This window comes from Campylobacter concisus (assembly GCF_002914005.1).
In the GTDB taxonomy this organism is placed as follows: domain Bacteria; phylum Campylobacterota; class Campylobacteria; order Campylobacterales; family Campylobacteraceae; genus Campylobacter_A; species Campylobacter_A concisus_N.
Genome location: NZ_POZU01000062.1, coordinates 1 through 13,357 on the forward strand (window position 1 = coordinate 1; position 13,357 = coordinate 13,357).

Below are 13,357 nucleotides of genomic sequence, written 5' to 3' on the forward strand. Positions count from 1 at the left end.
ATATATGGCTTCATATTGGTTACAAATACTCTTATTTGTTATAAATTTTCCTAAATAACTTGCCGTATTGCTATCTAATGCATATGTAAAATCGATAGGCTTTACATATATTTCACCTTCTTGAATGTTCCTTTCAAGTGTATAAGCGTCTATGATTTGGAATTTATTAAAACCACAAAAAGATTGTGTAGTAAAATTTTCTACATTTATGTTTGGTATTTCTCCAGAATAAGCCATTTTACAGTGTATGTCATATTCTTTTATAATACTTATTTTATGCTCTTTCATAAAATCGAGATATTCTTTTACAGACAAGGCGATTTTTTCTGTTGTTAAAACATCTAAATTTGATATTTTGTTTACTATATATAGAATTCCTTCATTCTTTGGATATTCTTTAATGATCGGTTCTTTGGAAAAAATCATTTGAGTATCTCCGTTTATAAATTTTTCCAAAATTTCTTGCATAAAACTATTTGGGTTAAGTCTAAATTTATTTATATCATGTGGTGTAAAAATCACTTTGGCTCCCTTTTTATATTCCCTTGATTTTATAAAAACTTTGTTAGAATTACAAGAAAACTTATAGGAGCCAAAAATGTCAAATATCTTAATCACCGGAGCAGGCGGCGTTAGCCAAGTCGCAACCGTAAAATGTGCGATGAACTCGGACGTTTTTACAAATATCACCCTTGCAAGCCGCACAAAAAGTAAGTGCGATGCGATCGCTAAATTTATAAAAGAGCGCCTTGGCGTAGAGATAAAGACCGCGCAGATCGACGCTGACGACACAGCGGCTGTAGTAGAGCTCATCAAACAAACAAAGGCTGATTTGCTTCTAAACGTCGCGTTGCCGTATCAGGACCTAACGCTCATGGATGCTTGTGTAAAGGCTGGCATACCTTACATCGACACCGCAAACTACGAGCACCCAGACACGGCAAAATTTGAGTACAAGCTGCAGTGGGCGAAGGATAGTGACTTCAAAAACGCTGGCACGATGGCGCTTCTTGGCTCAGGCTTTGACCCAGGCGTGACAAATGTATTTTGCGCTTACGCACAGCAAAATTTATTTGACGAGATCCACGAGATCGACATCCTAGACTGCAACGCAGGCGATCATGGCTATGCTTTTGCGACAAATTTCAACCCAGAGATAAATTTACGCGAAGTTAGCGCAAATGGCCGCTACTGGGAGGCTGGCAAGTGGATCGAGACAAAGCCGATGGAGATCATGTTTAAGTGGGACTACCCAAAAGTTGGCGTCAAAGATAGCTACCTGCTCTACCACGAGGAGCTTGAAAGCTTGGTTAAAAACATCAAAGGGCTAAAGAGAATCCGCTTTTTCATGACCTTTGGAGAAAGCTACCTAACTCACATGAAGTGCCTAGAAAACGTGGGAATGCTCCGTATAGACGAGGTCGAGCATAACGGCGTAAAGATCGTGCCGATCCAGTTTTTAAAGACCTTGCTGCCTGATCCTGCGTCGCTAGGCCCTCGCACGAAAGGTAAAACCAACATCGGCTGCGTAATACGTGGCCTAAAAGACGGCAAAGAGCGTCAAGTCTATATCTACAACGTCTGCGACCATGAGGCTTGCTACGCTGAGACCGGCGCACAGGCCGTGAGCTACACCACAGGCGTGCCAGCGATGATCGGCTCACTAATGGTCGCCAAAGGTATCTGGAGCGGCAAAGGCGTCTTTAACATGGAAAATTTCGATGCCAAGCCTTTCATGGATGAGCTAAATAAGCAGGGCTTGCCGTGGGAGATAATCGAAATGAAACCCGGCGAGAGGTACGAAGTCTAAATTTAGGCTTGTCTTTTTGCCTTACTCTGCGTTGTATTTAAATTTTACTCGGTCACGTATTTCATATACGCTCCCGTCATAAAATTTAAATCCGCCTTGATTAAGGCAAAAATACTTCTCCCTATTTGGTGGGTATATTTAAATAGATTTGAAATTTTTGCCCCCGCGACAGACTATATGTCTAGTCTTGGAGCGAAAATTTCGTCACTTCTACTTGCAGCTACAAGCGAAGTGAAGTAGAAATTTCGCCTCATCTAAGCAAAAAATACCGCGCTTTGCTATGTAGTATTTAAATTTCTAGTTTAAATTTTGCACCGCTAGCATTCAAATTTTACATCAAATTTAATTTAAGCTTCCACACCGAAAAGCGTTTAAATTCAGCTATAATCGCGCAAATTTTATTAATGCCAATTTGAGTAAATTTAAAGCTCTCAATCTCCAGTCGCTCAAACCCTGCGCCCACTCAAATAAACAACAAAAGGAAAAATTTAAACTCTTCAAAAACTTCACTATCTTTTTTAGTCGTGCTAAGCGCGCTCGCGGCGTATTTTAATAAATAAATTTAGCCTTGCGGGTTTGACTCAAATTTCGGTCAAATTCGCAAATTTTAGGTCGCCAAAGCCAAAAATCAAATTTGACTCCAGCGGGCCGAGCCAAATTTTACTTTTTCTTATTTTCGCTTTTTTGCGCGCTTAGCGCCTAAAATTTCTGCTTTAAAATTTTAAAAACCTCGTGCTTTGAGAGCTCGTATTTGTCGTATATCACGGCGTCATCGTCGTCGATAGGCTGCATGAGCCCATCAGCCGCGTCGCGGTCTAGTTTACCTCTTTTAAACCTCACGTTTAAAACGTCGATTTTGCGCTTGGCGTCTATCTCGGGGATACCGATTTCGTCGATATCTTTAAAATAAAATTTCGCATTCTTGCCACCTTTTTGTATGAAAAATCCGTCATCTTCGATTTTTCGGTATCACAGAGCAAGAAACTAGGATAAAGAGGTAACTTCGGCGCAAGCTAATTTACTGGCGCCGAATTTGAAAGTTATTTTATAGTTGCCTCAAATCCAACATCTACATCTGGATAGCTCTTTCCACCGTGAAATGGTTTGGCAGCAGCGGCAAATTTATCAAAGCTCTCATTTAGCTTCAAATCATTTACAAGATCAACCGAAAATTTTGCCATTAGCTTGCCATTTTGTACTTCATATTTTGTTTTAAAAATTTTTGAATTGCCATTTATGCTAAGCTCAACATCCATTTCTCCGGCTTTATCATCGCCATTTACTGCTACGATCTTGCCATCTACTGCCTTGCCATCGAAAATAATGCCAATCCTTTTATCGCGGTCAGGCAGCTTTGTATCGATATCTTTTGGCTCAAGCTTAAATTCAAAGCTCTTTAAAAAATCAGCAAAATTTGCATTTTCTTGACTTTTAAAATTTATCGTCTTAAAAGTACCTGGTACGGCTGTTTTATTTGCTAGCTTGTAACCAGTAAATGTCACCTTTGGTTCACCTTCTATGCTAAATGCAAGAGCTGAAACTGCAAAAAATGAAGCTGCTAAAGCAACAGAAGTAAGTTTATTCATAAAGAATCCTTTTTATAATATTGATAATAAATATCGCAAATTATATATCTACTTACTTCAAAAAAGACTTAAAAACTCTTTTTAATTAATGAATAAATTTTTAATATCTTCTTACTCTGGATCATCGCTAAAATCGTTATCCCTAAAGATCACATAAAAATTTATGAGCCAAAAAACAAAAGCGATTGCTATGAGTGTTGCTGGTAAATGAATGTAAAAGCCACTCCAAAAATAAGCCAAAATTCCTCTACTAATGCCAGCTAAAAGAACTAAAATAAAAGCAATTCTACTAAGGCGTAAAAACTCAAGCTCTTGCCCGCTGTGACGAAGTCCTGCGACATTAAATATAAGCATTACGCTAAAAATTACTGCATTTATCGCTATTAGATGCATAAAATTTGTTTCAAGATGGAGTCCAAAAATACCGCTAAAGCCGATCCCTAAAAAACCAAGCGCTAAAAATAGTTGCATAAAATAGTATAAAAGCACAAAACTATGCTTAAAAAGCTCTTTATAGTGCCACTCTTTAAGCTTTGCAAGTACCGCACTTCCGCAAGCTATCGCGGCATAATAGACACCTAAGCTTGCTTCAAAAAATATATTTAAAAGCAAAAAAGCACAAACGCAGCAAATAGCGATATTTTTATAGATAAAATTTGGCACAAAAACAGCTTCATCCATACCTTTTTCTCTTTTTAGTGCTTCTTTCCCAAGTACGACACTAACGCGGTATGAGATGAGTAAGATAGCGATTACGTGGATAAAAACTTGTAAATTTAGAAATTTTTCATTGCCGCTTATTAGATAATAAATTTCAAAGCCTAAAATGCCAAATAAAAAGCCAAGTACGCCAAATTGATCATCGTTTTTATCTCGCCAGATCATATAAACGCAAAGCAAAACCAAGTAAAGCCAAAAAAGAGCGATAAGGCAGTGTGCTAAAAATAGGCTAAAAAATGCCAAGATAAAGCTTATAAAAAAGAGTGAAAATAATATATAAGCATGTATTTTTAGAGATGCTTGAAAATTTGTCCAATCAGTTAGTCCAGTTAGCAAAAATCCAGCATAAGCAAGCGCTAAAAAAAGTTGCAAAAATATAAATTTATGCAAGCTCACAAAATCAGTTGGAGTAAAAAACACACTAGCGCCAAGCACCGCACAGGCGGCACTCATTAAGAAAAATATCCTCATAGGATGAGTAAAAAAATTATTAATCATAATAAATTTGCCCTTTGAAATTTTCATCTATCATCTTGCTAATAAAAGTAAAATCGCGCTCTTTGAAATCTTTGTCTATTTCAAGTTCTCTTTGTATGACCGCACCTTTACTTGATAGGAAATAAATTCTATTTGACATCTTGACAGCTTCCATTCTATCGTGTGTGACGAGAACTACGCTCATACCTTCACTTACTCTTTGGCTGATAATCTCAATTAAAATTTCTTTCATATCATAATCAAGTCCAGAAAAAGGCTCATCCATCAAAAGCAGATCAGGCTTTGTCACGACTGCTCTTACGAAAGCTACCCTTTGTCTCATGCCGCCGCTTAGCTCACTTGGGTATTTTAAAGTATCCTTTTGACTTAACCCAACCTTTTTAAAAAGCTCTAAAACAGCGCTAATGTCTGGTTTATCCATAACCAAAAGCACATTTTCAAGAGCATTTTTCCATGTTAGCAGACGATTTTCTTGAAAAAAATATGTAGTCTTTTTAAAGTTATTAAAAATTTTTCCTTTTCTAGGCTCATTTAGTCCGCTAATAAGCCGAAGTATCGTTGTCTTGCCACATCCTGATGGTCCAAAAAGCGTCACCACCTCGCCACCTTTTACATTTAGACTAAAATTCCTTACGACCTTATCTCTTAAAATTTCATACTCTACGTTTTTAAGCTCAAGCATCATCTTCTCCAAGGCATCAAAGCTATTTTTAGTGGCTCGATGATGAGGTATTCAAAGAGCATGATAAGAGTGATGCTTAAAAGAATATACGCCATTACCTCGGTTGTTTCAAGCATTGCCCTTGCATTTGCTATCTTTGCTCCCATGCCGTTATTTGCACCCAGTAGCTCAGCCATTATGACTATCTTTACGCCCATTGCGACAGCTACGCTAATAGAGCTTATTATGTAGCTCGTAAGATGTGGGATGTAAAGGTGTTTTATCTTTTTTAAAATTCCTAGATTATAAGCGTCAAACATCTCTTTTAGCTCCTCATCTACGCTACTCATAGCAACTGCTGAGCTTGCAAAAGTAAGCGGTAAAACGGTTATAAAGATAGTAAAAACGGTGCTAAAATTTCCAAATCCAAACCAAAAAATAGCAAGCACTATCCAAATAATCGGCGGCATTGACAAAAGCAAGGTTATAACAGGTTTTAAAAAGGCTGCAAAACTTTTAAAACTACCTGCTATTAGCCCTAGAAATATACCAAAAAATGTTGCCGAGCAAACTCCAATCAGTGATCTGCAAAGTGTTATGTTTATCTCGCTGTTTTTGTAATCTTTTAAAATTTCACAGGCTTTTAAAAATACATCTTTTGGTGGTGGAAGTAGGAGTGGGGAGCTAAACTCGCTTCCCACTTGCCAAATGGCTAAGATCAAAAAAACTACGGCAAATCCGCTAAATCCACCCCAAAAATAGTCAATTATTTTTAAAAAGCTTGAGCGATCTTTTTTGATGCCATCAATTAGTATCATAAAAATAGACCTTTATCTGGCATCTTGCCACCTAGGAATTTTGGATTAAACTGATAAATTTCTTCAAAAAATGCCATGATCTCATTTTGTAGTTCATTTGCTTTTGTCACTGTTAGATTTGCCTTATCAAAAGCATTTGCAAGTGCTACTTCTGGAGCTGGCAAGTAGCTTGAGCCGATCTTTGCTGCGCTTTGCTTGTTTTCAAGTATCCAAGAAAGTGCATTTTTAAGATCGTTATGAAGCGTGTCAAATAGATTTAAGTTTTTCTCGTAAAAGCCTCTTTCTACGATAATGCCAGCCATTGGGATTATCGGTTTTGTGCCAAAGCTTTCGCCCCAAATTTTTGGAAAATCAACTGAGTAATGCACGCTAACGCCTGCTTTTTTACCACGCAAAATAGTCGCTTCACCAAGAGGTTGTGGGACTATTAAAATGTCAAAATCTTTTTGTAAAAATAAAAGCAAAGCCTCAGGTGGCGTTGCTGTATAGGTGATGTCTATCTTGTTAACGTCTATGCCTCTCTTCTTGCAAAGCGCTCTTAGGACAAGATCAGGCATGTCGCCTCGAAATGGCATGATGAGCTTTTTGCCTACAAAATCCTCTAAATTTTTGATCTTTTCATCCTTAACCATAGCGTTCATAACGCCAAGAGTTAGTAAATTTAACATCGCAAAATCAAGACCTTGATTTCTTAAATTTGCAGCGACATTTGATGGTGACATCGTGACTTTAATATCTCCACTAGCGACGCCTGCACGAAGCTGATCTGGTGTTTTCCAGATATTTAGGCTTACATCGTAAGTTTTATTTAACTCGCCTTGCAGCGCAGCAACTGCCATGATAACGCTTGGGATCGCTGGTGCGCCCCACATAGTAAAGCTCTCTTTTGCAAATAAATTTGGTGCAAATGCGCTAACGCCTAAAGCTGTGCTAAGTCCTAAAAATTTTCTTCTATTTAACATCTTTTTCTCCTTTAAAAACTACTGTGAAAGCTAATGAAAAATGTCCTGCCAGGGGCATGAACGACTACTGGATCAAGTGCTGCTACGTGATCACCGCTGATAAATTCTGCATAATCTTTGTCAAATAAATTTGCTACGCCAAATCTTATGCCAACTTTGTTTTTAAACTCTACGCCGCCATAAAGATCAAGCAAACCAAATCCTTTTGCTGCCTCTTTTTTATCGATGCCTAAGCCATTTTGCTTGCTAAAATCACCTCTAGTTTGCTTTGAAACTAGCCTTAGCGCAGTGCCAAGGTTGTAGCTACCAAAGCTTGCATAGTCTTTGTAATCAAATGCAAAATTTGCCTCAAAAGGTCTTATTTGATAAAGCGGTCTGCCATCGGTTTTGTTTTGTCCGTAGTTGTAGTAAAGTGAGCTTTTTAAGCCAAAGTGCCTTGCAAAACTATACTCTGAGTTTAAATTTACACTATAAAGCGTTGCATCAACGTTTCTTGAGATGACGGCATTTTTGTTTATTAGAGGCATGGCAGCTTTTGAGTGACGTCTATCAAAAATAATCAAATTTTTAACGCTATCAGCGATGAAATGTCCTCCAAAGCTAAAAGCATCTTTGTTTTGAAGCGAGTTTAGGTATTCTTTATAAAACTCACTGCCAAATTTAAAGCCAAGAACCGCTCTATTGTGTCTTTCTGGCTCTAAATTCGGATTTGCTATCCAGCCAGAGTCATTTGGTCCATAAAGCGTATTAAAGCGTTCCATATTACTTGGCAAGCGAGACAAACTCTCAAGTTTTGCAAAGTAGCTATCCTTATCATTTGGTGTAAATTTATATTTTAAACTTGCACTAAAAGCGTCTTTTTTGATCTTATCGCTTACGTCTTTGCCATAAATTTGACGAAGTAGTCCACGAGTCGTACTAATAGCTGGATTTGGTGCAAAAAATTTAGTATCAAGTCCGTTAAGCTTACTTCTTTGCTCTTCATATTTTAAGGCAAGCGAGGCTTCATTTGCTTCATTAAATTTATAAGCAAGTGTGTCAAAGAGCATAAATTTATCATTTCTAACATCAGCAAATCTGTATCCATTAAAGACCCAGTTGTTGCCTTGCTTCATGTATCTTTTGCCGTCATGCTTATCTTTTTCAAAGCCAGCGCCTATTTGATTGTGAAAGCTTGCAAAGTCAGCGTCATACTTTAAATTTGCCTCAAATATATTCCTCTTTAAATCCACTTTCACATTTGGAGTGGCATCTCTTAGATGAAAATTATCAGCTTTTCGCTCAACCTTTTTTAGGATAAATTCAAAATTTAGCGTATTTGAAAGATCTTCTTCGCCTAATCTAATATTTAGCTTGCCGACTTTTCTTGTCGTTTTAAAGGCATCCATCATGTGCTCTGGCTGCTTGTCTTTATCGATATTATCCCTTAAAAACGTAAGCCTAAGCTCGCTAAGATCATTTGGCACAAAACCTAAGATAGCGCTTTGGCCTTGTCTATTGTAGCCATAGTTCCATCTTTTGCCACTTCCATCTTTATAATTATTTGCTTTGGTGAAATTTGCATTTAAAATGGTATAAAAATTTGCGCCACGATATTTAAAAAGCGATGAATTGTAAAAGCTTTTGCCATACATTCCAGCTGAGATATGAAACATATCAGCTGAGTTGTCAAGTAAATTTGTAACAAATGGATATTCGCTTCTTTGAGTGCGGTCAAATTGATTTTCCACAAAGGCACTTTGTGCAACGTTTGGCGTGATGACTGGCGGCGGAGCAAATTCTTTAATAGGTTTTATAGTGTCTAAATTCGCTTCATTTGCTAAAAGCAGTGATGAAAGAACTGCTAGGCTTAAAATGGGCCTCATGTAAACTCCTTTTTAAAGATATAATTATGATTTCTTTTATCAGAATTGTAGTAGCAAAACCCTTTATAAAAGTTGGTGTAAGTCATCCTTTAAATTTTTAATCCATAATTACGAGTCTATTGTAGATAAAATGCTTAATTTTATTTTTGCAAGAGTAGCTAAACGGTGTAAATTTAATGTGAAAGATGTATAAAATTTTGATAATTGTTATATAAAAATTTTTAGATCATAAGTTGATTTAATTATGCTCTAAGATTATTAAGCCTATCTCTTAGCTCTTTTGAAATAGTAAATTTTGAAAGTTCGTATTTGTCAAAAATAATGATCATGTCATCACCAATAGGCTGTACTAGGCCAAAGCAAGCATCTCTATCAAGACGATTTTTTCTAAATTTTACGCTTAAAGTTTCCACTTTTTTCTTATCGCCAAAACTCTTAATGGCGATTTCGTCGATATCTTTAAAGTAAAATTTTATACTTTTTGAGCCTTTTGTAATGATAAACCCATCATCTTCAATACGTAAAAAGTTGTTTTGAAAAATTTTTCTAACACAAAAGAACGCTGAGAGAGCGCCAATGATGATGCCAAAGAGAGACGCTGTGCCAAGAGCTAGATAAAAGTAGCCAACGATGCTAAAGGCAAAAAGCCCAAGCCCAAAGGCTAGCGCCCAAAAAACATCTTTTTTACTCTCTTTTGTTATCACCATATCTCCTTATACTAAGCTAAAATCCCAGCACCATTTATTGCTTGGCTGCGCTCTTTTGCATAAATTCTCTCGCCATTTATCACGTCATATTTCCAGATCGGTGCATTGGCCTTAAAGTCCTCGACAAATTCGTTTATGAGCCTTAGCGCAACCTTTCTTTGAGGGCTTACTACACCTGCTACATATGAGCTCGTATGTACTGCCACGTCGCCTTTTGAATGAGCAAAGAGCACGTAGGCATTTTCTTTTTTGGCTCGCTCTTCCCAGGCATCTAGCCATTTTTTAAGTATTGGCTCATAGATATCAAAGCTAAGCGCCGAAATGCCACCTTCTTCTCTTACGATTCCAACAAAAGTGATGAGTGCACCGCAGTTTTTATCCTTAAATGCATCATACCACTCGTTTGTGATTCTTTGAACATCCAAGTTTCCGTCATAAATTTGCATCTTAACCCCCACAAACTGGTGGCAAGATAGAAATTTTATCGCCTTCTTTTAGAGCAAAATTTATATCGTTTACGATTTCGTCATTTACGGCAACCGCACAAATATTTAGCCATTTTTTTAGCTCCTCTTTATCGCTTAAAGCCGCTTTTACCTCGCCTAAATTTTTTGCTTCTATTTTTATATTCTCGAGTCCGATAGGCCCAAGAAATTCGATTTCTATCACATTTTATCCTTTGAAATTTTTGCTGATTTTACTTAAAAATAAATTTAGATATACTTATTTGAAATTTTAAAAAGCGAGAAAAAATGAACGAAATTTTAAAAAGTATAAAAACCCCAGCCTACGTCTGCGAAGAGGCAAAAGTACGTAAAAATTTGGAGCTTTTAAAATATGTCAAAGAACAAAGTGGAGCTAAAATTTTAGTAGCACTTAAGGGCTTTGCGTTTAGCGGCGTGATGGATATGGTGGGCTCTTATCTTGACGGTGCGACCTGTAGCGGACTTCACGAGGCAAAATTTGCTAGCGAATACCTAAAAGGCGAGATCCACACATATAGCCCAGCCTTTAAAGATGAGGACTTTGATGAAATTTTAAAAATTTCAAAGCACATTACATTTAACTCTTTTGCGCAGTGGCAAAAATTTAAGGGTAAAGCCCTGCAAAATGGCATCATCTGCGGCCTGCGAATAAATCCAGAGGTCTCACTTGCGCCAACTGATAGCTACAATCCATGCGGTAAATTTAGCAGGCTTGGCATCACGAGAGCAAATTTTAAGCCTGAGCTTCTTGATGGCATCACGGGGCTTCATTTTCACGCGCTTTGCGAGGAGAGTGCTAGCAGCTTACAGGTCGTGCTGGAGGCATTTGAAGAGAAATTTGGCGAGTTTATACCAAAGATGAAGTGGATAAATATGGGCGGCGGCCACCACATCACTAGGGCTGATTACGACGTTGAGCTACTTATAAATATCATTAGGCGCTTTCGCGAGAAATATGGCGTAGAAGTATATCTAGAGCCTGGTGAGGCCGTTGGCTGGCAGACTGGCTTTTTGATAAGTAGCGTGCTTGACATCGTGCATAACGAAAAAGACATAGCCATCCTTGACACCTCGGCCGAGGCGCATATGCCAGATACTGTGCTCATGCCTTACCGCCCAGCTGTTAGAGGTGAGAGTGAAAATGGTAAATTTACTTATAGATTTGGCGGCAATACCTGCCTAGCTGGCGATATAGTAGGGCTTGAAGCGGGCGATGCAGAGTATAAATTTGATAGCGAGCTACAAATCGGCGATCAAGTCATCTTTGAAGATCAAATCCATTATACGATCGTGAAAAACACGACATTTAACGGCATAAAGCTGCCTGATCTACTGCTTTTAAAAGAAAATGGTGAGATAAAGATGATTAGAGAGCTAGACTATGAAGAATATAGGCGTAGAAACTAATAGCTGGCCTTGCGGCTAGTTTCTGACTGTTAAATACTAAAAGCTCATTTGTATTTATATCTATAAAATTTTTACAGATCAGTATCCATAAATTTTGGCAAAATTATCTATCTTTGCACTCTTTTGCCAGTTGTATTCAGTTTCATTTGCGATCTTTTGGGCTAGCTCCTTGCCAAAATAATCGCTGATAAAGCCAAGCACCATATCCATGCCAGCAGCTACGCATAAAGCTGTGTAGAACTTACCTGTCCTCACTCACCTAGCGCGCTCTTGCCACTTTACTGCTAAGCCGCAACTTTTTACCCACTCAAGCGATCTTTTATTTGAGGTAGCTTTTAGTCCGTTAAGCTCTCCTGTGCGAGCGATGAGCGCCGAACCTGTACATACGCTTAGGCAAAATTTGGATGCCAAAACGCACTCTTTAAGTCTCAAAATAAACTCACTATCATTTACAAGTGCCCTTGTGCCTTGACCACCAGGGAGTAGCAAAATGCTCTCTTTTGGCATCTTGTTAAGTTTTTTTTATCAAAAAGCCTTGCTTGCTTCTTTTCATCCCACCATCAAACGAGACATAATTAATGTTAATTTCAGGTACCCTTGCCAAAAACTCCACCGGCCCCATTAGATCAAGCGTCTCATAGTCATCAAAGATAAGGCAAAAAAGATCCATAGCACAGTCCTTTTTAACTAAAATTTGGCTTTATTTTAGCTAAATTTTCAGATCAAAAACGATAAAAATTAACAAAACTTAAATATTTTTTATAAAATTTTTAGTAATCTTTTTTGCTAAGGTTTGCTTGTGATTAGCTCTGATATAATAGCGACCAAAATAGCGTAGCTATGCGATTTAACGTATTTAACCAATACTTAAATTGTTTAAGCTCAAACTCATAAAGGACTACAATGACGAGAATTCTTACTCTACTTTTTACATTGTCTGTTGCGGCAATGGCCATTGAGGGACCAACTGGCGTCAATCAATTTGACAGCACCATTTGGGCAGCACAGAGGATAGAAAATATCAAGCCTTACGAACATAGCTGGGGTCCGATATTTACTTTTATCCAAGGTAATGATTATTTTGCAATAGTAGCACTTTCTATCATTTTGGCTGTTATTGGAGCATTTGCATTACACTTTTTAATCATTGGACCAAAACATTTTAGTCATGATGGTAAAAAGGTATTTGCTTTTTCATTGATCATACGTATAGCTCATGGTTTGGCAGCTATCTCATGGATCATTTTAGTGCCAACTGGTATCATCATTATGTGGGGTGCAGAGCTTGGCGGTGGAACATTTGTGCGTTTCTGTAGATATTTGCACGATATAGCAACTGTGATCTTTGCTGTTTCTGTGCTTCCTATGTTATTTACCTGGACAAAGAGAATGCTTCCGGCAATTTATGATATCAGATGGATGATGATAGTTGGTGGCTATTTATCAAAGAAAAAGAGACCTGTTCCGGCTGGTAAATTTAATGCTGGTCAAAAAGCATGGTACTGGATCGCTATCCCTGGTGGTATCGTTATGATAATTACTGGCGCGATTATGTATTTCTTAAACTTCAAAGAGCCAGCAGTTGCTTCTTGGTTTGGTCTTACACAAATTGATCTTTTAAGATACAGCGTAATTATCCATAACTGTCTTGGCATCGCATGTGCAGTATTTTTCTTAGTTCATATTTATATGGCAGCTATTGCTATTCATGGTGCTATTTGGTCGATGATTACTGGATATAAAGAGGAAGAAGAAGTTTATGTTCTTCATCACTACTGGTATCAAGAGCTCGTTAGAGAGAATAAAATTCCAGTATCTGATTATGAAAAGTCTTATAC

Annotated in this window: 17 protein-coding genes; 3 read left to right on the forward strand and 14 right to left on the reverse strand. The window is 37.6% G+C overall.

Annotation, left to right across the window (positions count from 1 at the left end):
• A partial coding sequence (locus CYP54_RS06830; RefSeq protein WP_141108518.1) for a hypothetical protein occupies positions 1-522 on the reverse strand: 522 nt, incomplete at its 3' end.
• 76 nt (positions 523-598) lie between these two features.
• On the opposite strand from CYP54_RS06830, the gene CYP54_RS06835 reads away from it, so the two are divergent.
• Complete coding sequence (locus CYP54_RS06835; RefSeq protein WP_103604679.1) at positions 599-1,810, forward strand: saccharopine dehydrogenase family protein; 1,212 nt, start codon at positions 599-601, stop codon at positions 1,808-1,810.
• A 699-nt stretch (positions 1,811-2,509) separates the two neighbouring features.
• Here the strand turns inward: CYP54_RS06835 and CYP54_RS10175 are convergent.
• The 10 genes from CYP54_RS10175 to CYP54_RS06885 all read right to left on the reverse strand — a co-directional run bounded on the left by CYP54_RS10175 (position 2,510) and on the right by CYP54_RS06885 (position 10,296).
• Positions 2,510-2,650, reverse strand: coding sequence for a hypothetical protein (locus tag CYP54_RS10175; RefSeq protein WP_258033697.1), 141 nt, complete (start codon positions 2,648-2,650; stop codon positions 2,510-2,512).
• A gap of 200 nt (positions 2,651-2,850) precedes the next feature.
• Positions 2,851-3,396: a hypothetical protein gene (locus CYP54_RS06845; protein ID WP_103604680.1), complete on the reverse strand. Its 546-nt coding sequence runs from the start codon at positions 3,394-3,396 to the stop codon at positions 2,851-2,853.
• 111 nt (positions 3,397-3,507) lie between these two features.
• Positions 3,508-4,614, reverse strand: coding sequence for an NnrS family protein (locus CYP54_RS06850; protein ID WP_103604690.1), 1,107 nt, complete (start codon positions 4,612-4,614; stop codon positions 3,508-3,510).
• Positions 4,607-5,296, reverse strand: a complete 690-nt coding sequence (locus tag CYP54_RS06855) for an ABC transporter ATP-binding protein (protein ID WP_103604689.1) — start codon at positions 5,294-5,296, stop codon at positions 4,607-4,609. Before CYP54_RS06855 ends, CYP54_RS06850 begins: the two co-directional genes overlap by 8 nt.
• A complete protein-coding gene (locus CYP54_RS06860; protein WP_103604681.1) occupies positions 5,296-6,093 on the reverse strand; it encodes an ABC transporter permease in 798 nt (265 codons plus the stop codon). The genes CYP54_RS06855 and CYP54_RS06860 overlap by 1 nt, the downstream gene beginning before the upstream one ends.
• Positions 6,090-7,055, reverse strand: coding sequence for an ABC transporter substrate-binding protein (locus CYP54_RS06865; RefSeq protein ID WP_103604682.1), 966 nt, complete (start codon positions 7,053-7,055; stop codon positions 6,090-6,092). The genes CYP54_RS06860 and CYP54_RS06865 overlap by 4 nt, the downstream gene beginning before the upstream one ends.
• A gap of 11 nt (positions 7,056-7,066) precedes the next feature.
• Positions 7,067-8,920 (reverse strand): TonB-dependent receptor domain-containing protein, encoded by a 1,854-nt coding sequence (locus tag CYP54_RS06870; RefSeq protein WP_103604683.1) that lies wholly within the window; start codon positions 8,918-8,920, stop codon positions 7,067-7,069.
• Positions 8,921-9,162: 242 nt separating this feature from the next.
• The gene (locus CYP54_RS06875) at positions 9,163-9,624 is read right to left on the reverse strand and encodes a molybdate transport repressor (RefSeq protein ID WP_103604684.1); all 462 of its coding nucleotides are present in this window, start codon (positions 9,622-9,624) and stop codon (positions 9,163-9,165) included.
• Positions 9,625-9,638: 14 nt separating this feature from the next.
• On the reverse strand, positions 9,639-10,073 hold the full coding sequence (locus CYP54_RS06880) for a molybdopterin synthase catalytic subunit (protein WP_103604685.1): 435 nt from the start codon (positions 10,071-10,073) through the stop codon (positions 9,639-9,641).
• 1 nt (position 10,074) lies between these two features.
• Positions 10,075-10,296 carry a MoaD/ThiS family protein gene (locus CYP54_RS06885; RefSeq protein WP_103604686.1) on the reverse strand — a complete coding sequence of 74 codons (222 nt, stop codon included), beginning with the start codon at positions 10,294-10,296 and terminating at the stop codon, positions 10,075-10,077.
• An 83-nt stretch (positions 10,297-10,379) separates the two neighbouring features.
• Here CYP54_RS06885 and nspC point away from each other — a divergent pair, with 83 nt between their 5' ends.
• Positions 10,380-11,519 (forward strand): carboxynorspermidine decarboxylase, encoded by a 1,140-nt coding sequence (gene nspC / locus CYP54_RS06890; RefSeq protein ID WP_103604687.1) that lies wholly within the window; start codon positions 10,380-10,382, stop codon positions 11,517-11,519.
• Between the two features lie 78 nt (positions 11,520-11,597).
• Here the strand turns inward: nspC and CYP54_RS10180 are convergent, their stop codons facing one another.
• The 3 genes from CYP54_RS10180 to CYP54_RS10190 are packed head-to-tail and all read right to left on the reverse strand — an operon-like array spanning position 11,598 to position 12,189.
• Complete coding sequence (locus CYP54_RS10180) at positions 11,598-11,774, reverse strand: type 1 glutamine amidotransferase family protein (protein WP_223155232.1); 177 nt, start codon at positions 11,772-11,774, stop codon at positions 11,598-11,600.
• On the reverse strand, positions 11,775-12,008 hold the full coding sequence (locus tag CYP54_RS10185; RefSeq protein ID WP_258033699.1) for a DJ-1/PfpI family protein: 234 nt from the start codon (positions 12,006-12,008) through the stop codon (positions 11,775-11,777).
• Positions 12,009-12,030: 22 nt separating this feature from the next.
• Positions 12,031-12,189, reverse strand: a complete 159-nt coding sequence (locus CYP54_RS10190; protein WP_258033700.1) for a type 1 glutamine amidotransferase family protein — start codon at positions 12,187-12,189, stop codon at positions 12,031-12,033.
• Between the two features lie 233 nt (positions 12,190-12,422).
• Here CYP54_RS10190 and CYP54_RS06900 point away from each other — a divergent pair.
• Positions 12,423-13,357, forward strand: a 935-nt coding sequence (locus CYP54_RS06900; protein WP_103604688.1) for a formate dehydrogenase subunit gamma, incomplete at its 3' end; no start/stop codon positions are given.